Consider the following 21786-nt stretch of genomic DNA (forward strand, 5'->3'; position numbering starts at 1 on the left):
CTTCAGTGGGTGCGGGTGACTTTGCTCAGGTGGCGCGGCTGGTCCGGGTCCATGCCCCGTGCCTCAGCCAGGCCTGCGGCCATCACGTAGAAACTCTGGATCGCCAGGATCGGGTCCAGGCTCGGGTGTTCGGCGCGGCTCAGGGTCAGGTCGCGTTCGGCGATATCGTCGGGCGCGGCCAGCAGCACGCGGGCACCGCGTTGGCGCATATCGGCGGCCAGGCTCAGCAAGCCGGCCTGCTCGGCGCCGCGTGGGGCGAACACCAGCAGCGGGTAGTGTTCGTCGATCAAGGCCATCGGCCCGTGGCGCACTTCGGCGCTGCTGAAGGCCTCGGCCTGGATCGCCGAGGTCTCCTTGAGTTTGAGCGCGGCTTCCTGGGCGATGGCGAAACCGGCGCCACGGCCGATTACCATCAAGCGCTGGCTGCCTTTGAGGGCATCGACGGCCAGGCGCCAATCCTGCCTGGCGGCGTCGCGCAGGCCATCGGGCAGCGCCTGGCAGGCTTGCAGCAGATCGGTTTCCTGGTTCCAGTGGCCGATCAACTGCGCGCTGGCGCTGAGGGTGGCGATAAAACTCTTGGTCGCGGCCACGCTGAGTTCCGGCCCGGCGCACAGCGGCACATGAAACTCACACGCGGCTTCCAGCGGCGAGTCTTCGGCATTCACCAGCGAAATGCTCAAGGCCCCGCGTTTGCGCAACAGGCGCAGGCTGTTGACCAAATCCGGGCTCTGCCCCGACTGGGAGAACCCGAACGCCACTTGGCCGCTGACTTTCATTGGCGCCTGCAACAGGGTCACCACCGACATCGGCAACGACGCCACTGGAATGCCCACATGCTGCATGGCCAGGTAGGCGAAGTAGCTGGCGGCATGGTCCGAGCTGCCACGGGCAATGGTCATCGCCACTTGCGGCGGCTGGCGGCGCAGGCGAGCGGCGACTTCCGCCAGCAGCGGGTCCAGGCGTTGCAGTTGTGCGGCGACGGCGTCGCAGGAGGCCAGGGCCTCTTCAAGCATTTTTGAAGTCAATGGCTTCTCCTTCGACCATTACGTCGGTGAGTGTCAGGGAGCGGTCCAGGCGCACGCAGTCGGCATAGCTGCCCGGTTGCAGGCGGCCGCGCTCTTCCAGGCCCAGGTAGTCCGCAGGAAATTGCGACAGGCGTTGTGAGGCTTCGCTGATGGGCAGGCCGATTTTCACCAGGTTGCGCAGCGCCTGGTCCATGGTCAGGGTGCTGCCGGCCAGGGTGCCGTCGGCCAGGCGCACGCCGCCCAGGCATTTGGTCACGGTGTGGCTGCCCAGCTTGTATTCGCCATCGGGCATGCCGGCGGCGGCGGTGGAGTCGGTGACGCAATACAGGCACGGGATCGAACGCAGCGCCACGCGCATGGCGCCGGGGTGGACGTGAAGCAAATCCGGAATCAATTCGGCGTATTGGGCATGGGCCAGCGCGGCGCCGACGATGCCTGGCTCGCGGTGATGCAGCGGGCTCATGGCGTTGTACAAATGGGTGAAGCTGGTGGCGCCGGCGGCGAGGGCGGCGACGCCTTCTTCATAGCTGCCCAGGGTATGGCCGATCTGCATGCGCACGCCGCGCTCGCTGAGGGCGCGGATCAGGCCGTCGTGGCCGGCGATTTCCGGGGCGATGGTGATCACCCGGATCGGTGCCAGGCGCAGGTAGGCTTCGACTTCGGCCATCAAGGCGGTGTGGGCGAAGTTGGGTTGGGCGCCGAGTTTGCCCGGATTGATGTAAGGGCCCTCCAGGTGCACGCCCAGGACCCGGGCGCTGCCCGTCGGACGTTGTTCACAGAACTTGCCGAGCTCACCGAGCACTTTGGTGATTTCTTCCACCGGCGCCGTCATGGTGGTGGCCAGTAGCGAGGTGGTGCCAAACCGCACGTGGGTACGGGTGATGGTCTCGAAGGTGTGCGCACCTTCCATGATGTCCGCACCGCCGCCGCCATGCACATGCAGGTCGATAAAGCCCGGCAGCAGGTAGGGCAGTTCGTTGTCGGCCGGGTCGCACGGTGTGCCTTCAATGGCAACCACCTTGCCGTGCTCGTGCACCAGGCGGCCGCGCATCCAGCCGCTGGGCGTGAGGATATTGTCTTCTGACATGGGCAGTTCTCTAGATTCGCAGTTCGGCGGAGTAGTCATGACGACGCAGCTCTACGACAAAGTCGTAGTAGTCGTTGCGGCAGTAGGTGTCTGTGATTTCAATCGGCGTGTTGTCGGCGGTGTAGCCCACGCGGGTCATCAGCAGCATGGCGGTGCCGGGGGCGAGGCCCACCAGCCTGGCGAACTCGTCCGACGCATTGATTGCCTGGATATGCTGCAGGGCGCGCACGACGGGCTTGCCGACGCCTTCCAGGTATTCGTACAGCGAGTTGCCGATGGCTTGCGGCTGGGGCAGCACCGAGGCGGGCAGGGTGGTCATTTCAATCGCCATCACCGTGTCATCGGCTTTGCGCAGACGCTTGAGGCGCGCCACTTTGTCGGTAGGCGACAGGCACAGGCGGATCAGCTCTTCGTGGGTTGGCGGGGTGATGTCGCGTTCCAGCCATTGGGACGTGGGTACAAAGCCTTTGAGCCGCAACATTTCGCTGAACCCCGACAGGCGCGACAACGGTTGTTCCAGGCGCGGCGTGATAAAGGTGCCGGAACCCTGGCTGCGGCGGATCAGGCCCTGGGCAAGCAACACTTCCAGCGCTTTACGGGCAGTGACCCGCGAGATGCTCAACTGCTCGCTGAGGGCGCGTTCGGAGGGCAGGGCCTGCTCGGATTTCCACTGGCCGGCATGGATCGCCGTTTCCAGGCTGCGGGCCAGTTGCAGGTACAGCGGCGTGGATTGCTTGTCGTCGGGGCGCAGTGCCAGGATGGGATTCATCTGTCAGGTTTTCGATGCGTTATTGGAGTGTTGTCGCCCGGTAATGGCCGGAAATTAATACCACTTAAATACCATGTCAATGCCACCAAAACGGTGCGCGCCTCGGTTTCACGGCCTGTTAACGGTGCGTGGTATCAAGTGGTATTAGAGAGGTCTTTGTTGCGCGCGCAAACGCACGGCGCGCGGGATGAATTGGTATTCACCGGCAGCGCGCTGCTCGGGGCAGGAAATATCTTCGAATTATTTTACGGGCGGTGGCGGATCAGGGCCGAATCTCGATCAAGGTGCCGTCCTTGACCAGGCTCCAGACTTCGCGCATGTCCACATTGCGCATGCCGATGCAGCCGTCGGTCCAGTCCAGGGTGTGGAACCACTGTTCCGGGTAGTCTTCGGTGTCGGGCGTGCCATGGATCATGATCATGCTGCCCGGTTTCACCCCTTCGCGGCGCGCGCGGGCGGCGTCGCTGATATTGGGGTAGGAGATGTGCATGGCCAGGTTGAACCGTTCGCTGGTCTTGCGCCAGTCGATCCAGTAAAAGCCTTCAGGCGTGCGACGGTCGCCCTCGATCAGTTTGTGGCCTTTCGGGTTTTTACCCAGGGATATGCGATAGGTCTTGAGGGGCTTGCCGTCGTTGATCAGCTGCAACTGGTGGGCGGATTTGAGCACCAGGACCTTTTCGACCGGTTTGCCGCCGAGGGTTTGCACCGTGGAGGCCGAGGACAGGGCAGCGAACGACAGGCAGATCAGAGCAAGCAACCAACGCATTGAAACGATTTCCCTTTGGCGACGAGTGGCCGGCTTGTTATTGGGCGGGCTTGGACTGGGGCGGCACGGACTCGCTGCGCACCGGGAACAGCTGTTGCGCACGATCAGCGAAGAAGCATTCTAAGGTACGCCCGACCGTGCGGAAAGCCAGCTCGGACCAAGGGATGTCGGCCTCGGCGAACAGCTTCACTTCCAGGCTTTCGATGCCTGCGGCAAAGTCCAGGTCGGCCAGCTCGGCGCGATAGAAAATATGCACCTGATTGATGTGCGGCACGTTGATCAAGGTATAGAGGCTCAGGTCGCGCACGCGGGCGCAGGCTTCTTCCAGGGTCTCGCGCATGGCGGCCTGTTCCACGGTTTCGCCGTTTTCCATGAAGCCTGCGGGCAGGGTCCAGTAACCCAGGCGCGGCTCGATGGCGCGACGGCACAGCAGCACTTTGTCGCCCCATACCGGCACGGTACCGGCGACGATATTGGGATTCTGGTAATGAATGGTCGAGCAGTGATCGCACACATAGCGCAGGCGCGCGTCGCCTTCGGGAATGCGTTGGGTGACCGGTTTGCCGCACTGGCTGCAGAAATTCATGCTGGGGTTCCTGGAGAGTGGGCACATCTTGGCTTGGTGCCAGGCGTTCCTGCAAGTTGTCGTTTCGCGACACCCCGGTGGTTTTGGGCTTGGGCGCCTGCGCGCTTTGGTGCATGATGCAAGGTAGCCAACAGACCGAGATGACTCATGCTGGACGAGCTACTTCGCCGGGTAAGCAACCACACCCCCCATACCCTGGAGACCGACGGGCGTTTCCCCGAGGCCGCGGTGCTGGTGCCGATTACCCGCAGTGACGAACCCGAGCTGATCCTGACCCTGCGCGCCAGTGGCCTGTCGACCCATGGCGGCGAAGTGGCCTTTCCCGGCGGGCGCCGTGACCCCGAAGACCCGGACCTGATCTTTACCGCCCTGCGCGAAGCCGAAGAAGAAATCGGCCTGCCGCCGGGTCTGGTCGAGGTCATTGGCCCATTGAGCCCGTTGATCTCCCTGCACGGCATCCGTGTAACGCCCTATGTGGGCGTGGTCCCTGATTACGTCGAGTACCTGGCCAACGACGCCGAAATTGCCGCTGTCTTCAGCGTGCCCCTGGACTTTTTCCGCCAGGACCCACGCGAGCACACCCACCGCATCGACTATCAGGGTCGCAGTTGGTATGTGCCAAGCTACAGGTTCGGCGAATACAAGATCTGGGGCCTGACGGCAATCATGATCGTCGAGCTGATCAACCTGCTCTACGACGACGCCAAGATCAGCCTGCATCAGCCACCCAAGAGCTTCATCAATATCTGAGCCATCGTTTGAATGGCAACGCCGTGAGGGAAAACCATGAAATACCGCCTGGGCGATGCCCGCGTCGAGACGCATCCCAACAGTTGGGTAGCCCCCAATGCCACGCTGGTGGGCAAGGTCAAGCTGGAGGAGGGCGCCAACGTCTGGTTCAACGCGGTATTGCGTGGCGACAACGAACTGATCCTGATCGGCAGGAACAGCAACGTGCAGGATGGCAGCGTGATGCACACCGACATGGGCTACCCGCTGACCCTCGGCACCGGCGTGACCATCGGCCACAACGCCATGCTGCACGGCTGCACCGTCGATGATTACAGCCTGATCGGCATCAACGCGGTGATCCTCAATGGCGCGAAGATTGGCAAGCACTGCATCATCGGCGCCAATTCGCTGATCGGCGAAGGCAAGGAAATTCCCGATGGCTCGCTGGTGATGGGGTCGCCCGGCAAGGTGGTACGTGAGCTGACCGAAGCGCAGAAACGCATGCTCGAAGCCAGTGCCGCGCACTATGTGCACAACGCGCAGCGGTATGCGCGTGATCTGGTCGAGCAGGAACAATGAGTGCGGTTGAACGGCCTGTTGCTTCGCCTTGTGTGAGTATTTGCGCACTGGATGATGACGATATCTGTACTGGTTGCCAGCGTACCGTGGACGAGATTACGCGTTGGAGCCGCATGGACAATGCCGAACGCCGGCTGGTGTTGGGGTTGTGTCATGAGCGGGCGGTGGCGGGTGGGTTAGTGTTTATGGTTTCTGGTAAATCCGGCGCCTGACTGCTGCCCCCCCTGTAGGAGCGAGCTTGCTCGCGAAAAACCCAAGAACACCGCGTATAGTCAGATTCCCCGCGTCATCGTTAACGTTTTTCGCGAGCAAGCTCGCTCCTACAGGTTTTCGCCCCATGCTCTTCCTGATCGCCTATATCAGCAGCGTCGTGCTGATCAACTTCGCCTTTTCCACCGCCCCGCACCTGGACGTGATCTGGTCCGCCTGGGGTGGCCTGGTCTTCATTCTGCGCGACATGGTGCAAACCCGCTTCGGCCACGGTGCGATTATCGCCATGCTGGCGGCGCTGGTGTTGTCGTATATCACGTCGGACCCGTCCATCGCCCTGGCCAGCGCCACGGCGTTCGCGGTGTCCGAATGCATCGACTGGCTGGTGTTCAGCATCACCCGGCGCCCATTGCACGATCGCCTGTGGATCAGTTCGGCGCTGAGCATTCCCCTGGATACCTTTATCTTCTTCGGCCTGATCGGCGCGCTGACGCCGGCGGTGGCGGGCACGGCGCTGGTGTCGAAGTTCGCCGGGGTGACCGTGGTGTGGCTGGTCATGGCCTGGCGCATCCGCCGGCGCGCGGTTGCTAACTGAGGCCAATTTTTACAGTTCATGTAAAATGCCGGCCTTTCTCCCCCATGATCCGCTCCCCTGAGGACCTGAGATGACCCGAATCGGAACTCCATTGTCGCCAACCGCGACCCGCGTTTTGCTGTGTGGCTGCGGTGAGCTGGGCAAGGAAGTGGTAATCGAGCTGCAACGCCTGGGCGTTGAAGTGATTGCCGTGGATCGCTACGCCAACGCGCCCGCCATGCAGGTGGCGCACCGCAGCCACGTGATCAACATGCTCGACGGCGCCGCCTTGCGCGCCGTCATCGAGGCGGAGAAGCCGCACTTCATCGTGCCGGAAATCGAAGCCATCGCCACCGCTACCCTGGTGGAACTGGAAGCCGAAGGCTTCACCGTGATCCCGACCGCGCGCGCCACCTCGCTGACCATGAACCGTGAGGGCATCCGTCGTCTGGCCGCCGAAGAGCTGGACCTGCCGACCTCGCCTTACCACTTCGCCGACACGTTCGAAGACTACAGCAAGGCCGTGCAGGACCTGGGTTTCCCGTGTGTGGTCAAGCCGGTGATGAGTTCGTCGGGCAAGGGCCAGAGCCTGCTGCGCAGCGCGGACGATGTGCAGAAAGCCTGGGACTACGCCCAGGAAGGCGGTCGCGCCGGTAAAGGTCGGGTGATCATCGAAGGCTTTATCGACTTCGACTACGAAATCACCCTGCTGACCGTGCGCCATATCGGCGGCACCACCTTCTGCGCGCCGGTCGGCCATCGTCAGGAGAAGGGCGACTACCAGGAATCCTGGCAGCCCCAGGCCATGAGCCCGATTGCGCTGGCCGAGTCCGAGCGCGTCGCCAAGGCGGTGACCGAAGCCTTGGGCGGGCGTGGTCTGTTTGGCGTGGAATTGTTCATCAAGGGCGATCAGGTGTGGTTCAGCGAAGTCTCGCCGCGCCCCCATGACACGGGCCTGGTGACCCTGATTTCCCAGGACCTGTCGCAGTTTGCCCTGCACGCCCGCGCCATCCTCGGCCTGCCGATTCCATTGATCCGCCAGTTCGGGCCTTCGGCTTCGGCGGTGATCCTGGTGGAAGGGCAGTCGACCCAGACCGCATTCGCCAACCTGGGCGCCGCGTTGAGCGAGCCGGATACGGCGTTGCGTCTGTTTGGCAAGCCAGAGGTGAACGGCCAGCGCCGCATGGGCGTGGCGCTGGCGCGGGATGAGTCGATTGAGGCTGCTCGTGCCAAGGCGACCCGGGCTTCCCAGGCTGTGGTTGTAGAACTCTAAAAGCATCGGGGGCAAGCCCCCTCCCACACTTGAATGCGTTCACAAATCAAAATGTGGGAGGGGGCTTGCCCCCGATAGCGGTCTATCAGGCGACCTTGTTCAAATCATTATCCCGCGTCTCTTTCAGGCACAGCACGGCAATCAAGCTCAGCAACGCTGCCGCCGACACATACCCACCCACATAACTCAGCCCGCCCATCGCCACCAGCTTGGTCGCGAAGAACGGTGCCGCCGACGCGCCCACGATCCCACCCAGGTTATACGCCGCTGAAGCGCCGGTATAACGCACGCGGGTCGGGAACAGTTCCGGCAGCAGCGCACCCATCGGCGCGAAGGTTATGCCCATCAGGAACAGTTCCAGCGCCAGGAACAACGCCACGGCCCAGGTCGAACCGTGGGTCAGCAGCGGCTCCATGGTAAAGCCCGACAGTATCGCCAGGATCGCGCCGACGATCAGCACCGGCTTGCGTCCGTAGCGGTCGCTGGCCAGCGCCGCCAACGGCGTCGCCAGGCCCATGAACAGCACCGCGAAGCACAACAGGCCGAGGAAGGTTTCACGGCTGTAGCCGAGGGTCGACACCCCGTAACTCAGGGAAAACGCCGTGGTGATATAGAACAGCGCATAACACACCACCATCGACGCGGCGCCCAGCAGCACCGGCAACCAGTGTTGGCTGAACAGCTCCACCAATGGCACCTTCACCGGTTTTTCATGGGCCACGGCGTTGGCGAACACGGGCGTCTCGTGCAGCTTGAGCCGTGCGTACAGGCCCACCATCACCAGTGCCGCGCTGAGGATGAACGGAATGCGCCAGCCCCAGCTGCGGAACTGCTCGTCGTTCAGGCTCATGGCCAAAATCAGGAACAAACCATTGGCCGCCAAAAAGCCAATCGACGGGCCCAGTTGCGGGAACATGCCGAACCAGGCGCGTTTGCCTTTGGGCGCGTTCTCGGTCGCCAGCAAGGCCGCGCCGCCCCATTCCCCGCCCAGGCCCAAGCCTTGGCCGAAGCGCAATACACACAACAGGATCGGTGCCCAGGCGCCAATGCTGTCGTAGCCGGGCAGCAAGCCGATCAGGGTAGTACACACGCCCATCAGCAGCAGCGAGGCCACCAGCGTCGACTTGCGACCGATGCGGTCGCCAAAGTGGCCGAACAGCGCCGAGCCCAGCGGGCGGGCGATAAACGCGATGCCGAAGGTCAGAAACGACGCCAGCATCTGCGCGGTGCCGGACGTCTGCGGGAAGAACACCGGGCCGATCACCAGCGCGGCAGCGGTGGCGTAGATATAGAAGTCGTAGAACTCGATGGCGGTGCCGACGATGCTCGCGGTCGCCACGCGAGCCGTCGAGTTGGTCGGGGCAGCGGTGGTGGCCTCGTTATAGGGGGTGCTCATGGCGGTAATCCCTGACGTTCATTGCGCGTTTGGACGCGGATTATTATTGGTCGTACACCCGTGGATCAGGGTTGTGCGCGGAGCGGCTTGGGTAAGCCGCAGGGATTATAGGAAGGGGTTTGGAGTTACAACAAGTGGCTGAAGTAACACAGATCCAATGTGGGAGGGGGCTTATCAGAAAGTCAGGCGGCGACGGGCACATGGCTGGTATGCCAGATCAGCACCTTGCTTACCCGGTTGTCCTCGGTCTCGAGGATTTCCAGGCGATAGCGGCCAATCTTCAGGCATACCGCGCAGTCCGGAATGGTCTCCAGCGCCTCGGTGACCAGGCCGTTGAGGGTCTTGGGGCCGTCGCTGGGCAGGTGCCAGCCCAGGCTTTTGTTCAGTTCGCGGATCGAAGCCGCGCCGTCGATGATGTAGCGGCCATCGGGCTGGGCTTCGATGTGCGGGTTATCCACCGTCTGATCGCTTTCGAATTCGCCGACGATTTCTTCCAGGATATCTTCCAGGGTGACGATGCCCAATACTTCGCCGTACTCGTCCACCACCATGCCCAGGCGGCGCTGTTGCTTGTGGAAATTCAGCAGTTGCAGCTGCAACGGCGTGCTTTCCGGTACGAAGTAGGGTTCGTGGCAGGCGGCCAGCAGCGCTTCCTTGGTCAGGCTGGCGTCGGCCAGCAGGTGCTGGATCTGCCGTGTGTTGAGCACCGCTTCGACCTGGTTGATGTCGCTGTGGAACACCGGCAACCGCGTGCGCTGGGAAGTGCGCAGTTGCTCGATGATGTCCTCGATCGCGTCATCCAGGTTGATGCCGTCCACTTCGCTGCGCGGCACCAGGATGTCATTGACGGTGATGTTGTCCAGGGCATGGATGCCAGGCATGCCGGGCATAGGCTCTTCGTCGGCATCAGGGTGTGGTTCGTCGTGGTGGTCGGACGAAGGCTCGTCGCTGTTTCTCACCACGCCGGCCTTGCGCGCGAACGGGCGCAGCAGCATCAGGCTGATGCCATTGAGCAGCCAGGCAACGGGATACAGGATTTTCAGCGGCACCCCCAGCAGCGCATTGCCGAAACCCAGTATGGCGTGCGGATAGCGGGTAGCCAGGGCGCGGGGCAGGTAGTCGGCGAGGATCAGCAGCAATGCGCAGGCGATCAACCCGCCGAGCCATGGCCCGTTCTGCGCCCAGGCATGGATCGCCAGCAGCGTGCAGAGGATGACCACGGCTGCGCGGCTCAAGCTGTTGCACAGGATCAGGCTGTGGCGCGGGAAGCTCAGGCGTGCCGCAGCCTTGTCACCCTGGCGTGTGCCGGGGCGCAGGGCCAGCAGGTGTTGTTGCGCGGCTTCGATGGCGGTAAACAGTGCCGCCCATAAAAGCAGCAGGGCAATTACGGCGAGCATCGGCCCAAGGGGCAAGTTGTCCATGATCGCCGCTCGTCAGATATGCAGGATGTATTCGCGAACCAGCTTGCTGCCGAAATAGGCCAGCATCAGCAGGCAGAAACCGGCCAGGGTCCAGCGGATGGCTTTGTGCCCGCGCCAGCCGAGGCGGTTGCGACCCCACAGCAATACGCTGAACACGATCCAGGCCAGGCAGGCGAGCAAGGTCTTGTGCACCAGGTGCTGGGCGAACAGGTTCTCGACGAACAGCCAGCCGGAGATCAGCGACAGCGACAACAACGTCCAGCCGGCCCACAGGAACCCGAACAACAGGCTTTCCATGGTTTGCAGCGGCGGGAAGTTCTTGATCAGCCCGGACGGGTGCTTGTGCTTGAGCTGGTGGTCTTGCAGCAGTACCAGCAGCGATTGGAACACCGCGATGGTGAACATGCCGTAGGCGAGGATCGACAACAGGATATGCGCGAGGATGCCCGGCTCTTCATCGATCACCTGTACGGTGCCGGTGGGGGCGAATTGCGCCAGCAGCACCGTGAGCACGCCCAGCGGGAACAGCAGCACGAGCAGGTTCTCGACCGGAATCCGGTAGCACGCCAGCAGCGTCAGTGCGATCACGGCGGCGGCGATCAGGCTGGCGGCGCTGAAAAAATCCAGGCCCAGGCCGACCGGGGTCATCAGGTGCGTAAACAGACTGGCGGCATGAGCCAGCAGGGCGAGGACGCCAAAGCCTGCCAGCAGACGTTTGTCCGCTTTGGCGCCTTGGGCCAGACGAGTGCCCTGATAGAGGGTCGCAGCGGCATACAAGAGGGCGGCGGCGAGGCTGGGTAGCAAACTGGGTGACAAGGGGAGCATAAATCCTGATAGACAAGCCCGAAAGGCGCTGAGTTTGGCACACACCTGCGCCGCACGAAAGACTCCCCCGCCAGACAGCGGGTGTGCACGGGCGCAGTCTTCGCTATAATCCGCGACCTGCCCACGCCGCAGGCTCGCCGAGCGCTATGTTTAATAGCGATTTACCACAGCCTGGGCCGCCATTACCTCGGTCTACCAATGCATTTCGTTGAATAGGGCCTGAAAGGATCGCGCATGTTTGAAAACCTGACTGACCGTCTCTCGCAGACGCTGCGCCATGTAACCGGCAAGGCCAAGCTGACCGAGGACAATATTAAAGACACCCTGCGTGAAGTGCGCATGGCGTTGCTGGAAGCCGACGTGGCCTTGCCGGTGGTGAAGGATTTCGTCAACTCGGTCAGGGAACGCGCGGTCGGCACCGAAGTGTCGCGCAGCCTGACCCCGGGCCAGGCCTTCGTGAAGATCGTCCAGGCCGAACTCGAAAGCCTGATGGGCGCAGCCAACGAAGACCTGAACCTCAGCGCCGTGCCTCCGGCCGTTGTGCTGATGGCCGGTCTGCAAGGTGCGGGCAAGACCACCACCGCCGGCAAGCTGGCGCGCTTCCTCAAAGAGCGCAAGAAGAAGTCGGTGATGGTGGTGTCGGCCGACGTTTACCGTCCGGCGGCCATCAAGCAGTTGGAAATGCTCGCGGGCGAAGTGGGCGTGACGTTCTTCCCGTCGGACCTGAGCCAGAAGCCGGTCGACATTGCCAATGCGGCGATTAAAGAAGCCAAGCTGAAATTCATCGACGTGGTCATCGTCGACACCGCCGGTCGCCTGCACATCGATGAAGAGATGATGGGCGAGATCAAGGCGCTGCATGCCGCGATCAACCCGGTCGAGACGCTGTTCGTGGTCGACGCCATGACCGGCCAGGATGCGGCCAACACCGCCAAGGCCTTCGGTGACGCGCTGCCGCTGACCGGCGTGATCCTCACCAAGGTCGACGGCGACGCCCGTGGCGGTGCCGCGCTGTCGGTACGTGCTATCACCGGCAAGCCGATCAAGTTCATCGGCATGGGCGAGAAGAGCGACGCGCTCGAGCCGTTCCACCCCGAGCGTATTGCCTCGCGCATCCTCGGCATGGGCGACGTGCTCAGCCTGATCGAGCAGGCCGAAGCCACGCTCGACAAGGACAAGGCCGACAAACTGGCGAAAAAGCTGAAGAAGGGCAAGGGCTTCGACCTTGAAGACTTCCGCGATCAGCTGCAACAGATGAAGAACATGGGTGGCCTTGGCGGGCTGATGGACAAGCTGCCGAACATCGGCGGCGTGAACCTGGCGCAAATGGGCAACGCCCAGGGCGCGGCAGAGAAGCAGTTCAAGCAGATGGAAGCCATCATCAACTCCATGACCCCGGCCGAGCGCCGCGACCCTGAGCTGATCAGCGGTTCGCGCAAACGCCGGATCGCCATGGGTTCCGGCACTCAGGTGCAGGACATCGGTCGCTTGATCAAGCAGCACAAGCAGATGCAGAAGATGATGAAGAAATTCTCCGCCAAGGGCGGCATGGCCAAGATGATGCGCGGCATGGGCGGTATGTTGCCCGGCGGCGGCATGCCCAAGATGTAAAGAATTCGAGCGCAGGCGCTGCTTGCGCTCCGACCCGCAGGGATGCGGGATCTCCAGCAAACCCGCCATTGGCGGGCGCTGACCTGCCGTTTTAACCGACGGCTCTATAGCAGATCTGAATGGCACGCGGGTAGGCGCCGGAAAAAGACATTTGCAAAAGTCCGGATATTCCTTAGAATATGCGGCCTTTCGGGCACCTATGCCCGCTGTGCATTTAGATTTGCAGCACCGACTACAGGAACGATGTTCACATGCTAACAATCCGTCTTGCCCTTGGCGGCTCCAAAAAGCGCCCGTTTTACCACTTGACCGTAACTGACAGCCGCAACCCACGTGACGGCTCTCACAAGGAACAAGTTGGCTTCTTCAACCCGATCGCTCGCGGTCAGGAAGTTCGTCTGTCCGTGAACCAAGAGCGCGTAGCCTACTGGCTGAGCGTTGGTGCACAGCCATCCGAGCGTGTTGCCAAGCTGTTGAAAGACTCGGCTAAGGCCGCAGCCTGAGCAATATGAACGCGACGCCAACTGTTGCTGATGATTTGATCGTTATCGGCAAGATTTACTCTGTTCATGGCGTTCGCGGCGAAGTGAAGGTGTATTCCTTTACTGATCCGACTGAAAACCTGTTGCAGTACAAAACCTGGACGCTCAAGCGCGAAGGCAGCGTGAAACAGGTCGAGCTGGTCAGTGGACGCGGGAGCGACAAGTTCCTGGTCGCAAAGCTCAAGGGTCTTGATGATCGTGAAGAAGCTCGTCTTCTGGCTGGTTATGAGATCTGCGTGCCGCGCAACCTGTTCCCTGAATTGACCGACGGCGAGTACTACTGGTACCAGCTGGAAGGTCTGAAGGTTATTGATCAACTCGGGCAACTGCTCGGGAAAATCGATCATCTTCTGGAAACCGGCGCCAATGATGTAATGGTGGTCAAGCCTTGCGCTGGCAGCCTGGATGATCGCGAACGCCTGTTGCCCTATACCGGGCAGTGCGTGTTGGCCGTCGACCTCGCAGCGGGCGAGATGAAGGTGGAATGGGACGCGGACTTCTAGGCGTGGCTAATTTGCGCATTGAAGTGATCAGTTTGTTTCCCGAGATGTTCTCCGCCATCAGCGAGTACGGCATCACCAGTCGGGCGGTGAAACAGGGGCTGTTGCAGCTTACCTGTTGGAACCCGCGAGACTACACGACGGATCGACATCACACTGTGGACGATCGCCCATTTGGCGGTGGCCCGGGCATGGTGATGAAGATCAAGCCCCTGGAAGACGCGTTGGCCCAGGCCAAGGCAGCCGCCGGGGAGAAGGCGAAGGTAATTTACCTGTCCCCTCAAGGCCGTCAGCTGAAACAGGCTGCGGTAGGCGAACTGGCGAATGAGGAGGCACTGATCCTGATTGCCGGTCGCTATGAAGGCATTGACGAGCGTTTTATTGAAGCTCATGTCGATGAAGAGTGGTCGATTGGGGACTATGTCCTGTCTGGCGGCGAGCTGCCGGCGATGGTCCTGATAGATGCGGTTACACGACTGCTGCCTGGAGCTTTAGGGCATGCGGACTCCGCGGAGGAAGATTCCTTCACGGATGGTTTGCTGGATTGCCCGCACTACACCCGTCCGGAGGTGTATGCGGATCAGCGTGTTCCCGACGTATTGCTAAGTGGCAATCACGCACACATCCGGCGTTGGCGTTTACAGCAGTCCCTTGGTCGGACCTATGAACGACGCGCCGATCTTCTGGAAAGCCGCTCGCTTTCTGGAGAAGAGAAGAAGCTGCTCGAGGAATACATCCTCGCGCGGGACGATAGTTAACAACGTATCGATGGTAGGTCCATTGACTTACCTTAGGAGCACAGCATGACTAACAAAATCATCCTTGCACTCGAAGCAGAGCAGATGACCAAAGAGATCCCTACCTTTGCCCCGGGCGACACCATTGTCGTTCAGGTGAAAGTGAAGGAAGGCGACCGTTCGCGTCTGCAAGCGTTCGAAGGCGTGGTAATCGCCAAGCGTAACCGTGGTGTGAACAGTGCTTTCACTGTTCGTAAAATCTCCAACGGTGTTGGCGTAGAGCGTACTTTCCAGACCTACAGCCCGCAAATCGACAGCATGGCTGTGAAACGTCGCGGTGACGTACGCAAAGCCAAGCTGTACTACCTGCGTGACCTGTCCGGTAAAGCAGCTCGCATCAAGGAAAAACTGGCTTAAGTCCAGCTTCCCGATGCAGAAAAAAGCAGCCTGCGGGCTGCTTTTTTGTGCCTGCGATTTGTGCCGTGCGCCCTCAGGCCTGACCAGGCTGAATGACTGCCAGTAATGTCCATCCCGCCAGCGGTTTCATATCGCTCTCTGGTGTGACCACATGCACCCAGCCGCTGTTGTCGCGGGCAAACAGCAGCGTCGCCCGTTCCCCATGCAGTGCCTGATAGTCGCTCCAGCCAAACCCATCGGTCAGTTGCGTGGTATACAGCTCGGCGCCTTGCCCCAGCAGGCTGGCGAGCTTGGTGTAGCTCAGCGGCTGGCTGCCCAGCAAGTGCCCACGGTGCTCGCCGCTGGCCCGGTGCTTGTCGGTGCGACGGCTTTCCTGGCTGTTGGCCAAGGCGAACAGGCGATGCCCGAAATCATGACGAAAGCGCATGGTGGCCAGGGTATTCAATTCGCCGGAAGGGGACAGCGCGAGCAAATGCCCGAGACCGACCAGGTCCAGATGGGACTCGGCATGCTGTGATGCCGGGTTGCCGAAGTAGGTCGGCAGCCCTTCCATGCGGCTGGCGCGAATGTTTTCCCAGCTTGAATCGGTCAGCAGCACTCGGCTGCCCAACTGTTGCAGGGCTTTGCCGAGGATGCGGGCCGGGGCATTCGCGCCGACGATCAGAAAGCCGCTTGGCGCGGGCTCGGCCACTTTCAGCAAGCGCGCCAGAGGACGCGCAGTCGCGCTTTGCAGCACCACCGTGCCGATAATCACCGCAAACGTCAGCGGCACCAGCAACAACGCACCTTCGTGGCCGGCTTCATCCAGGCGAATTGCAAAAATCGCCGACACCGCTGCGGCCACAATCCCGCGCGGCGCGATCCAGGCCAGCAGTGCGCGTTCGCGCCAGCTCAGTTTCGAGCCGACGGTCGACACAGCAACGTTCAGCGGGCGCGCAATGAACTGAATGATCAGCAGCAGAATCAGCACAAACGGCCCCAGGGCGATCAGTGCGTTCAGGTCCAGGCGCGCCGCCAGCAGGATAAACAAGCCGGAAATCAGCAGAACGCTGAGGTTCTCCTTGAAGTGCAGGATGTGCCGCACGTCCACGCCCTTCATGTTGGCCATCCACATGCCCATCAGCGTCACCGCCAGCAGGCCGGACTCATGCATCACCTCATTGGAGGCGATGAAGACTCCCAGTACCGCCGCCAGGGTGGCCAGGTTGTGCAGGTATTCCGGCAACCACTGGCGGCGCATCACCAGGCCCAGCACCCAGCCGCCGGCAATCCCGAACAGGCTGCCGCACAGGATGACGCCGCCAAAGGTCAGCAGGCTGTGACTCAAGCCATCGCCCGAGGCGCTGGCGATGATAAAGCTGTAGACCACCACGGCCAGCAGCGCACCGATAGGGTCGATGACGATGCCTTCCCAGCGCAGGATATTGGCGATGGACGCTTTCGGGCGCACCACGCGCAACATCGGCACGATGACGGTCGGGCCTGTGACCAGCGTCAGGGTGCCGAACAGCAGTGCCAGCATCCAGTCGAAACCCAACAGCCAGTGGGTTGCCAGGGTAATCACCGCCCAGGTCGTCAGTGCGCCAAGGGTCACCAGTCGGTGAACCACGCTGCCGATTTCCTTCCACTCCGACAGATGCAGCGTCAGGCTGCCCTCAAACAGGATCAATGCCACGGCCAGCGACACCAATGGCATCAGCAACGGGCCGAACATTTCCTGCGGGTCGAGCCAGCCAAGTACCGGCCCTGCCAGGATTCCGCTCAATAACAGAAACAGAATCGCCGGCAATTTCAGGCGCCAGGCCAGCCATTGGCAGCCGAGCGCGGCCACACCGATACCGCCGAAAGCCAACAAGATCTGTTGTTCGTTCATTAAAGCTTCCTGTTCCTAGAAGTAGCGGGCTATGAAAGACTAGTGGCCCTTGCCACAGTTCACTAAATAAAAGGGCGCCGAGCCCCGTGCCGCGTCGCTTGAGTAACCATGCCCGCCATTGACCACCCCCTGATCGACCGCTTCCTTGACGCCCTTTGGTTGGAAAAAGGCCTCTCCGACAACACGCGCCAGGCTTACCGCAGCGACCTGGCCCTGTTCAACGGGTGGCTGCAGGAGAAAAACCTGGAGTTGATCAATGCCCGGCGCGAGCTGATCCTCGATCACTTGGCCTGGCGCCTCGAGCAACAGTACAAGCCGCGATCCACCGCGAGATTTCTCTCCGGTGTGCGTGGCTTTTATCGCTACTTGTTGCGTGAAAAGCTCATAGCAGTCGATCCAACTCTACAAGTGGATATGCCGCAATTAGGTAGGCCTCTTCCTAAATCCTTGTCGGAAGCTGACGTGGAGGCTCTGTTGGCCGCGCCGGATCTCAGTGAGGCCATCGGCCAGCGCGACCGCGCCATGCTGGAAGTGCTCTACGCCTGCGGCCTGCGGGTCACCGAGCTGATCAGCCTGACCCTGGAGCAGGTCAACCTGCGCCAGGGCGTGTTGCGGGTGATGGGCAAGGGCAGCAAGGAACGCCTGGTGCCGATGGGCGAGGAGGCGATTGTGTGGGTCGAGCGTTACCTGCGCGATGCGCGTCACGAACTGCTCGGTGGCCGTCCCAGCGATGTGCTGTTCCCCAGCCTGCGCGGCGAGCAGATGACCCGCCAGACCTTCTGGCACCGGATCAAGCACCAGGCCAAAGTGGCCGGGATCGGCAAGTCCCTGTCGCCGCATACCTTGCGTCATGCGTTCGCCACCCACTTGCTCAACCATGGCGCGGATCTGCGCGTGGTACAGATGCTGCTCGGCCACAGCGACTTGTCCACCACCCAGATCTACACCCATGTGGCACGGGCGCGCTTGCAGGAGATGCACGCCAGGCACCATCCACGCGGCTGAAAAATCCCGATTTTTCCGGCTGCGGGCTGCCCTGCGGCCCAACTGTGGTAGGCTTTGTCGGTTCGCAAAGGCGACGGTCCACACCCCGGTTTCCAATCGGCGTGGCGGCCCCCGTCCCTGCATCTGCCTTCAGGAGTTACCATGCGCTTGACCCAGATTATTGCCGCCGCAGCCATTGCGTTGGTTTCCACCTTTGCCGTCGCCGACGATGCGGCCGAGCAGGCCATTCGCAAGAGCCTGGTCAACCTGCAACTCGATACCCCCATCGAAAGTATCAGCGCCAGCCCCATGGCCGGTCTGTACGAAGTCAAGCTCAAGGGCAGCCGCGTGCTGTACGCCAGTGCCGACGGCCAGTACATCGTTCAGGGCTACCTGTTCCAGCTCAAGGACGGCAAACCGGTCAACCTGACCGAGAAAGCCGAGCGCCTCGGCGTGTCCAAGCTGATCAACGGTATTCCGGTGGCTGAGACCGTGGTGTACCCGGCCATTGGTGAAACCAAGACCCACATCACCGTGTTCACCGACACCACCTGCCCGTACTGCCACAAGCTGCACGCCGAAGTGCCGGCGCTGAACAAGCTCGGTGTGGAAGTGCGCTACGTCGCGTTCCCGCGCCAGGGCCTCGGTTCGCCGGGTGATGAGCAGTTGCAGGCGGTCTGGTGCTCGGCCGACAAGAAGGCGGCCATGGACAAGATGGTCGATGGCAAGGAAATCAAGGCGGCCAAATGCGCCAATCCGGTTTCCAAGCAGTTCGCCCTGGGCCAGTCCATCGGTGTGAACGGCACACCGGCCATCGTTTTGGCCGACGGCCAGGTGATTCCGGGCTACCAGCCGGCACCACAAGTTGCCAAACTGGCACTGGGTGCCAAGTAAGCATTAATCGTCGAGCCTTTGACGAGCATGGTCCGCCGAACCGTCGGCGGGTCATTAATTGAGAGCCGCAGTTGTGCGGCGGTGTTCCACGGCCGACCTCGCGTCGGCCGTTTCATGGGGAGTTTTCAGTGAAACCGGTCAAAGTAGGCATCTGTGGGTTAGGGACCGTCGGTGGCGGCACCTTCAACGTACTTCAGCGTAACGCCGAAGAAATTTCCCGCCGTGCAGGGCGCGAGATTGAAGTGGCGCAGATCGCCACGCGTTCGCCAAAGCCTCAGTTCGAAACGACCGGTATTGCGATTACCAACGATGTGTTCGCCGTGGCCACCAACCCTGAGATCGATATTGTCATCGAGCTGGTAGGCGGCTACACCGTGGCCCGCGAGCTGGTGCTCAAGGCCATCGAGAACGGCAAGCACGTGGTCACCGCCAACAAGGCGCTGATCGCCGTGCACGGTAACGAAATCTTCGCCAAGGCCCGTGAGAAGGGCGTGATCGTGGCGTTCGAAGCCGCCGTGGCCGGCGGCATCCCGGTGATCAAGGCGATTCGTGAAGGCCTGTCCGCCAACCGCATCAACTGGGTGGCCGGCATCATCAACGGCACCGGTAACTTCATCCTGACCGAAATGCGCGAAAAGGGCCGCACCTTCGAAGACGTGCTGGCTGAAGCCCAGGCCCTGGGTTATGCCGAAGCCGACCCGACCTTTGACGTGGAAGGTATCGATGCGGCGCACAAGCTGACCATCCTGGCGTCCATCGCCTTTGGCATCCCGCTGCAGTTCGACAAGGCCTACACCGAAGGCATCACCAAACTGACCACCGCCGACGTGAACTACGCCGAAGCCCTGGGCTACCGCATCAAGCACCTCGGTGTGGCGCGCAGCACCCCGGCCGGTATCGAATTGCGTGTGCACCCGACACTGATCCCCGCCGACCGCCTGATCGCCAACGTCAATGGCGTGATGAACGCGGTGATGGTCAACGGTGACGCCGCCGGTTCCACCCTGTTCTACGGCGCCGGTGCAGGGATGGAGCCGACCGCTTCGTCGGTAATCGCCGACCTGGTGGACGTGGTTCGCGCCATGACCAGCGACCCGGAAAACCGCGTGCCGCACCTGGCCTTCCAGCCGGATTCGCTGTCGGCCCACCCGATCCTGCCGATCGAAGCCTGCGAAAGTGCCTACTACCTGCGCATCCAGGCCCAGGATCATCCCGGCGTGCTGGCCCAGGTGGCGAGCATCCTGTCGGAGCGCGGGATCAACATCGAGTCGATCATGCAGAAGGAAGTCGAGGAGCAGAACGGCCAGGTGCCGATGATCCTGCTGACCCACCGCGTGCTCGAGCAGCATATCAACGATGCCATTCGGGCTCTTGAAGCGCTCCAGGGCGTGGTAGGGCCGGTGGTCCGTATCCGCGTCGAACATTTGAATTAATTCAGCTGCAAGCGGTTAGCTGCAAGCTGCAAGTGAAAGCCGATTCGCTCTAACTTGCCGCTTGTAACTTGAAGCTTGAAGCCCAAACCGAAGGTTTGCCCCTATGCGCTATATCAGCACCCGCGGCCAGGCACCGGCCCTGAATTTCGAAGACGTTCTGCTGGCGGGCCTTGCCACTGACGGCGGCCTGTACGTGCCGGAAAACCTGCCACGCTTCACCCAGGAAGAAATCGCTTCCTGGGCCGGCCTGCCGTACCACGAGCTGGCGTTCCGGGTGATGCGCCCGTTCGTCACCGGCAGCATCCCGGACGCGGATTTCAAGAAGATCCTGGAAGAGACGTACGGCGTGTTTTCCCACAGCGCCATTGCGCCCCTGCGCCAGTTGAACGGCAACGAGTGGGTGCTTGAGCTGTTCCACGGCCCGACCCTGGCGTTCAAGGACTTTGCCCTGCAATTGCTGGGTCGCCTGCTCGACTACGTGCTGGAAAAACGCGGCGAGCGCGTAGTGATCATCGGCGCTACCTCCGGCGATACCGGTTCGGCGGCCATTGAAGGCTGCAAGCACTGCGAAAACGTCGACATCTTCATCCTGCACCCGCACAAGCGCGTCTCGGAGGTGCAGCGTCGCCAGATGACCACCATTTTCGGTGAGAACATCCACAACATCGCCATCGAAGGCAACTTCGATGACTGCCAGGAAATGGTCAAGAACAGCTTCGCCGACCAGAGTTTCCTCAAGGGCACGCGACTGGTGGCGGTGAACTCGATCAACTGGGCGCGGATCATGGCCCAGATCGTCTACTACTTCCACGCCTCCCTGCAGTTGGGCGGCCCGGTGCGCTCGGTGTCGTTCTCGGTGCCGACCGGCAACTTCGGCGACATCTTCGCCGGCTACCTGGCGCGCAACATGGGCCTGCCGATCAATCAGTTGATCGTCGCGACCAATCGCAACGACATCCTGCACCGCTTCATGAGCGGCAATCAGTACGTCAAGGAAACCCTGCACGCCACGCTGTCGCCGTCCATGGACATCATGGTCTCGTCGAACTTCGAACGCCTGCTGTTCGACATGCACGGGCGCAATGGCGCAGCGTTGGCCGAACTGATGAGCAGTTTCAAGCAAGGTGGCGGTTTCAGCGTCGAGCAGGAGCGCTGGACCGAAACCCGCAAGCTGTTCGACTCCCTGGCCGTGGACGATGCGCAGACCTGCGAAACCATCGCCGAGGTCTACGCCCAGACCGGCGAGCTGCTTGACCCGCACACGGCCATCGGCGTGAAGGCCGCCCGCGAATGCCGTCGCAGCCTGGATATCCCCATGGTGATCCTTGGCACTGCGCACCCGGTCAAATTCCCCGAGGCAGTGGAAAAGGCCGGTGTTGGCAAGGCGCTGGAACTGCCGCAGCACCTGGCTGATCTGTTCGAGCGTGAAGAGCGTTGCACGGTGTTGGCTAACGACCTGAAAGCGGTGCAGGCGTTTGTCAGCCAGCATGGCAATCGGGGCAAGCCGCTGTAAGGCATACCGCGTAGACAAAAACGCCGCTTTCCCTTCCCA

At 61.7% G+C, this 21786-nt stretch carries 23 protein-coding genes; 14 read left to right on the forward strand and 9 right to left on the reverse strand.

The annotated features are described in order from the left end of the window. Positions 1-2: 2 nt before the first annotated feature. From BFQ00_RS25565 to BFQ00_RS25585, 5 genes are all read right to left on the reverse strand, one after another. On the reverse strand, positions 3-1025 hold the full coding sequence (locus BFQ00_RS25565; RefSeq protein WP_130183963.1) for an SIS domain-containing protein: 1023 nt from the start codon (positions 1023-1025) through the stop codon (positions 3-5). Then, positions 1006-2112, reverse strand: a complete 1107-nt coding sequence (gene nagA, locus BFQ00_RS25570; RefSeq protein WP_065935115.1) for an N-acetylglucosamine-6-phosphate deacetylase — start codon at positions 2110-2112, stop codon at positions 1006-1008. Before nagA ends, BFQ00_RS25565 begins: the two co-directional genes overlap by 20 nt. 10 nt (positions 2113-2122) lie before the next feature. Continuing rightward, entirely contained in the window at positions 2123-2881 is a 759-nt protein-coding gene (locus tag BFQ00_RS25575) for a GntR family transcriptional regulator (RefSeq protein ID WP_065887514.1), read from the reverse strand. Positions 2882-3143: 262 nt separating this feature from the next. Further along, entirely contained in the window at positions 3144-3647 is a 504-nt protein-coding gene (locus BFQ00_RS25580; protein WP_065887515.1) for a L,D-transpeptidase family protein, read from the reverse strand. Positions 3648-3684: 37 nt separating this feature from the next. Next, positions 3685-4233, reverse strand: coding sequence for an NUDIX hydrolase (locus BFQ00_RS25585; RefSeq protein WP_065896363.1), 549 nt, complete (start codon positions 4231-4233; stop codon positions 3685-3687). 147 nt (positions 4234-4380) lie between these two features. On the opposite strand from BFQ00_RS25585, the gene BFQ00_RS25590 reads away from it, so the two are divergent. From BFQ00_RS25590 to purT, 5 genes are all read left to right on the forward strand, one after another. Continuing rightward, a complete protein-coding gene (locus tag BFQ00_RS25590; RefSeq protein ID WP_065887517.1) occupies positions 4381-4983 on the forward strand; it encodes a CoA pyrophosphatase in 603 nt (200 codons plus the stop codon). A 36-nt stretch (positions 4984-5019) separates the two neighbouring features. Beyond that, positions 5020-5544 carry a gamma carbonic anhydrase family protein gene (locus tag BFQ00_RS25595; protein WP_065891539.1) on the forward strand — a complete coding sequence of 175 codons (525 nt, stop codon included), beginning with the start codon at positions 5020-5022 and terminating at the stop codon, positions 5542-5544. Continuing rightward, a complete protein-coding gene (locus tag BFQ00_RS28735; RefSeq protein ID WP_083227433.1) occupies positions 5541-5756 on the forward strand; it encodes a DUF1289 domain-containing protein in 216 nt (71 codons plus the stop codon). The genes BFQ00_RS25595 and BFQ00_RS28735 overlap by 4 nt, the downstream gene beginning before the upstream one ends. A gap of 125 nt (positions 5757-5881) precedes the next feature. Next, the gene (locus tag BFQ00_RS25600; protein ID WP_065887519.1) at positions 5882-6349 is read left to right on the forward strand and encodes a VUT family protein; all 468 of its coding nucleotides are present in this window, start codon (positions 5882-5884) and stop codon (positions 6347-6349) included. A gap of 70 nt (positions 6350-6419) precedes the next feature. Then, positions 6420-7601: a formate-dependent phosphoribosylglycinamide formyltransferase gene (gene purT, locus BFQ00_RS25605; protein ID WP_054918313.1), complete on the forward strand. Its 1182-nt coding sequence runs from the start codon at positions 6420-6422 to the stop codon at positions 7599-7601. Between the two features lie 85 nt (positions 7602-7686). On the opposite strand, the gene BFQ00_RS25610 is transcribed toward purT, so the two are convergent. From BFQ00_RS25610 to BFQ00_RS25620, 3 genes are all read right to left on the reverse strand, one after another. Next, positions 7687-8997 carry an MFS transporter gene (locus tag BFQ00_RS25610; RefSeq protein WP_065896365.1) on the reverse strand — a complete coding sequence of 437 codons (1311 nt, stop codon included), beginning with the start codon at positions 8995-8997 and terminating at the stop codon, positions 7687-7689. 182 nt (positions 8998-9179) lie between these two features. After that, entirely contained in the window at positions 9180-10418 is a 1239-nt protein-coding gene (locus BFQ00_RS25615) for a transporter associated domain-containing protein (protein ID WP_065935116.1), read from the reverse strand. A gap of 12 nt (positions 10419-10430) precedes the next feature. Then, positions 10431-11243: a cytochrome C assembly family protein gene (locus BFQ00_RS25620; RefSeq protein WP_065935117.1), complete on the reverse strand. Its 813-nt coding sequence runs from the start codon at positions 11241-11243 to the stop codon at positions 10431-10433. A 234-nt stretch (positions 11244-11477) separates the two neighbouring features. Here BFQ00_RS25620 and ffh point away from each other — a divergent pair, with 234 nt between their 5' ends. The 5 genes from ffh to rplS all read left to right on the forward strand — a co-directional run bounded on the left by ffh (position 11478) and on the right by rplS (position 15050). Further along, complete coding sequence (gene ffh / locus BFQ00_RS25625) at positions 11478-12854, forward strand: signal recognition particle protein (protein WP_065887523.1); 1377 nt, start codon at positions 11478-11480, stop codon at positions 12852-12854. A 251-nt stretch (positions 12855-13105) separates the two neighbouring features. Further along, entirely contained in the window at positions 13106-13357 is a 252-nt protein-coding gene (rpsP, locus tag BFQ00_RS25630; RefSeq protein WP_003238923.1) for a 30S ribosomal protein S16, read from the forward strand. Between the two features lie 5 nt (positions 13358-13362). Beyond that, positions 13363-13899, forward strand: coding sequence for a ribosome maturation factor RimM (gene rimM, locus BFQ00_RS25635; protein WP_057723919.1), 537 nt, complete (start codon positions 13363-13365; stop codon positions 13897-13899). Then, on the forward strand, positions 13881-14654 hold the full coding sequence (gene trmD / locus BFQ00_RS25640) for a tRNA (guanosine(37)-N1)-methyltransferase TrmD (RefSeq protein WP_170827594.1): 774 nt from the start codon (positions 13881-13883) through the stop codon (positions 14652-14654). The genes rimM and trmD overlap by 19 nt, the downstream gene beginning before the upstream one ends. 45 nt (positions 14655-14699) lie before the next feature. Beyond that, complete coding sequence (gene rplS / locus BFQ00_RS25645; RefSeq protein ID WP_003175895.1) at positions 14700-15050, forward strand: 50S ribosomal protein L19; 351 nt, start codon at positions 14700-14702, stop codon at positions 15048-15050. Between the two features lie 73 nt (positions 15051-15123). Here rplS and BFQ00_RS25650 read toward each other — a convergent pair whose 3' ends face one another. After that, positions 15124-16923, reverse strand: a complete 1800-nt coding sequence (locus BFQ00_RS25650) for a cation:proton antiporter (RefSeq protein WP_065935118.1) — start codon at positions 16921-16923, stop codon at positions 15124-15126. A 108-nt stretch (positions 16924-17031) separates the two neighbouring features. Between BFQ00_RS25650 and xerD the strand changes: the two genes are divergently transcribed. The 4 genes from xerD (at position 17032) to thrC (ending at position 21747) form a co-directional block, all read left to right on the forward strand. Continuing rightward, on the forward strand, positions 17032-17928 hold the full coding sequence (xerD, locus tag BFQ00_RS25655; RefSeq protein ID WP_065935119.1) for a site-specific tyrosine recombinase XerD: 897 nt from the start codon (positions 17032-17034) through the stop codon (positions 17926-17928). Between the two features lie 141 nt (positions 17929-18069). After that, on the forward strand, positions 18070-18801 hold the full coding sequence (locus BFQ00_RS25660) for a thioredoxin fold domain-containing protein (RefSeq protein WP_057723916.1): 732 nt from the start codon (positions 18070-18072) through the stop codon (positions 18799-18801). 128 nt (positions 18802-18929) lie between these two features. Further along, entirely contained in the window at positions 18930-20234 is a 1305-nt protein-coding gene (locus BFQ00_RS25665; protein WP_065935120.1) for a homoserine dehydrogenase, read from the forward strand. Positions 20235-20337: 103 nt separating this feature from the next. Beyond that, entirely contained in the window at positions 20338-21747 is a 1410-nt protein-coding gene (gene thrC, locus BFQ00_RS25670) for a threonine synthase (RefSeq protein ID WP_065935121.1), read from the forward strand. Positions 21748-21786: the final 39 nt, after the last annotated feature.

This window comes from Pseudomonas sp. 28 E 9, from assembly GCF_900004785.1.
In the GTDB taxonomy this organism is placed as follows: Bacteria; Pseudomonadota; Gammaproteobacteria; order Pseudomonadales; family Pseudomonadaceae; genus Aquipseudomonas; species Aquipseudomonas orientalis_A.

What these genes read in the sequence shown, in the direction of transcription:
- BFQ00_RS25620 (WP_065935117.1), bottom strand. Translation starts at nt 11,243, where the DNA reads ATGCTCCCCTTGTCACCCAGTTTGCTACCCAGCCTCGCCGCCGCCCTC.
- BFQ00_RS25590 (WP_065887517.1), top strand. Translation starts at nt 4,381, where the DNA reads ATGCTGGACGAGCTACTTCGCCGGGTAAGCAACCACACCCCCCATACC.
- BFQ00_RS25575 (WP_065887514.1), bottom strand. Translation starts at nt 2,881, where the DNA reads ATGAATCCCATCCTGGCACTGCGCCCCGACGACAAGCAATCCACGCCG.
- BFQ00_RS25600 (WP_065887519.1), top strand. Translation starts at nt 5,882, where the DNA reads ATGCTCTTCCTGATCGCCTATATCAGCAGCGTCGTGCTGATCAACTTC.
- rimM (WP_057723919.1), top strand. Translation starts at nt 13,363, where the DNA reads ATGAACGCGACGCCAACTGTTGCTGATGATTTGATCGTTATCGGCAAG.
- rplS (WP_003175895.1), top strand. Translation starts at nt 14,700, where the DNA reads ATGACTAACAAAATCATCCTTGCACTCGAAGCAGAGCAGATGACCAAA.
- ffh (WP_065887523.1), top strand. Translation starts at nt 11,478, where the DNA reads ATGTTTGAAAACCTGACTGACCGTCTCTCGCAGACGCTGCGCCATGTA.
- purT (WP_054918313.1), top strand. Translation starts at nt 6,420, where the DNA reads ATGACCCGAATCGGAACTCCATTGTCGCCAACCGCGACCCGCGTTTTG.
- BFQ00_RS25650 (WP_065935118.1), bottom strand. Translation starts at nt 16,923, where the DNA reads ATGAACGAACAACAGATCTTGTTGGCTTTCGGCGGTATCGGTGTGGCC.
- BFQ00_RS25660 (WP_057723916.1), top strand. Translation starts at nt 18,070, where the DNA reads ATGCGCTTGACCCAGATTATTGCCGCCGCAGCCATTGCGTTGGTTTCC.
- BFQ00_RS25615 (WP_065935116.1), bottom strand. Translation starts at nt 10,418, where the DNA reads ATGGACAACTTGCCCCTTGGGCCGATGCTCGCCGTAATTGCCCTGCTG.
- BFQ00_RS25610 (WP_065896365.1), bottom strand. Translation starts at nt 8,997, where the DNA reads ATGAGCACCCCCTATAACGAGGCCACCACCGCTGCCCCGACCAACTCG.
- thrC (WP_065935121.1), top strand. Translation starts at nt 20,338, where the DNA reads ATGCGCTATATCAGCACCCGCGGCCAGGCACCGGCCCTGAATTTCGAA.
- BFQ00_RS28735 (WP_083227433.1), top strand. Translation starts at nt 5,541, where the DNA reads ATGAGTGCGGTTGAACGGCCTGTTGCTTCGCCTTGTGTGAGTATTTGC.
- xerD (WP_065935119.1), top strand. Translation starts at nt 17,032, where the DNA reads ATGCCCGCCATTGACCACCCCCTGATCGACCGCTTCCTTGACGCCCTT.
- BFQ00_RS25585 (WP_065896363.1), bottom strand. Translation starts at nt 4,233, where the DNA reads ATGAATTTCTGCAGCCAGTGCGGCAAACCGGTCACCCAACGCATTCCC.
- rpsP (WP_003238923.1), top strand. Translation starts at nt 13,106, where the DNA reads ATGCTAACAATCCGTCTTGCCCTTGGCGGCTCCAAAAAGCGCCCGTTT.
- BFQ00_RS25580 (WP_065887515.1), bottom strand. Translation starts at nt 3,647, where the DNA reads ATGCGTTGGTTGCTTGCTCTGATCTGCCTGTCGTTCGCTGCCCTGTCC.
- BFQ00_RS25595 (WP_065891539.1), top strand. Translation starts at nt 5,020, where the DNA reads ATGAAATACCGCCTGGGCGATGCCCGCGTCGAGACGCATCCCAACAGT.
- trmD (WP_170827594.1), top strand. Translation starts at nt 13,881, where the DNA reads ATGGGACGCGGACTTCTAGGCGTGGCTAATTTGCGCATTGAAGTGATC.
- nagA (WP_065935115.1), bottom strand. Translation starts at nt 2,112, where the DNA reads ATGTCAGAAGACAATATCCTCACGCCCAGCGGCTGGATGCGCGGCCGC.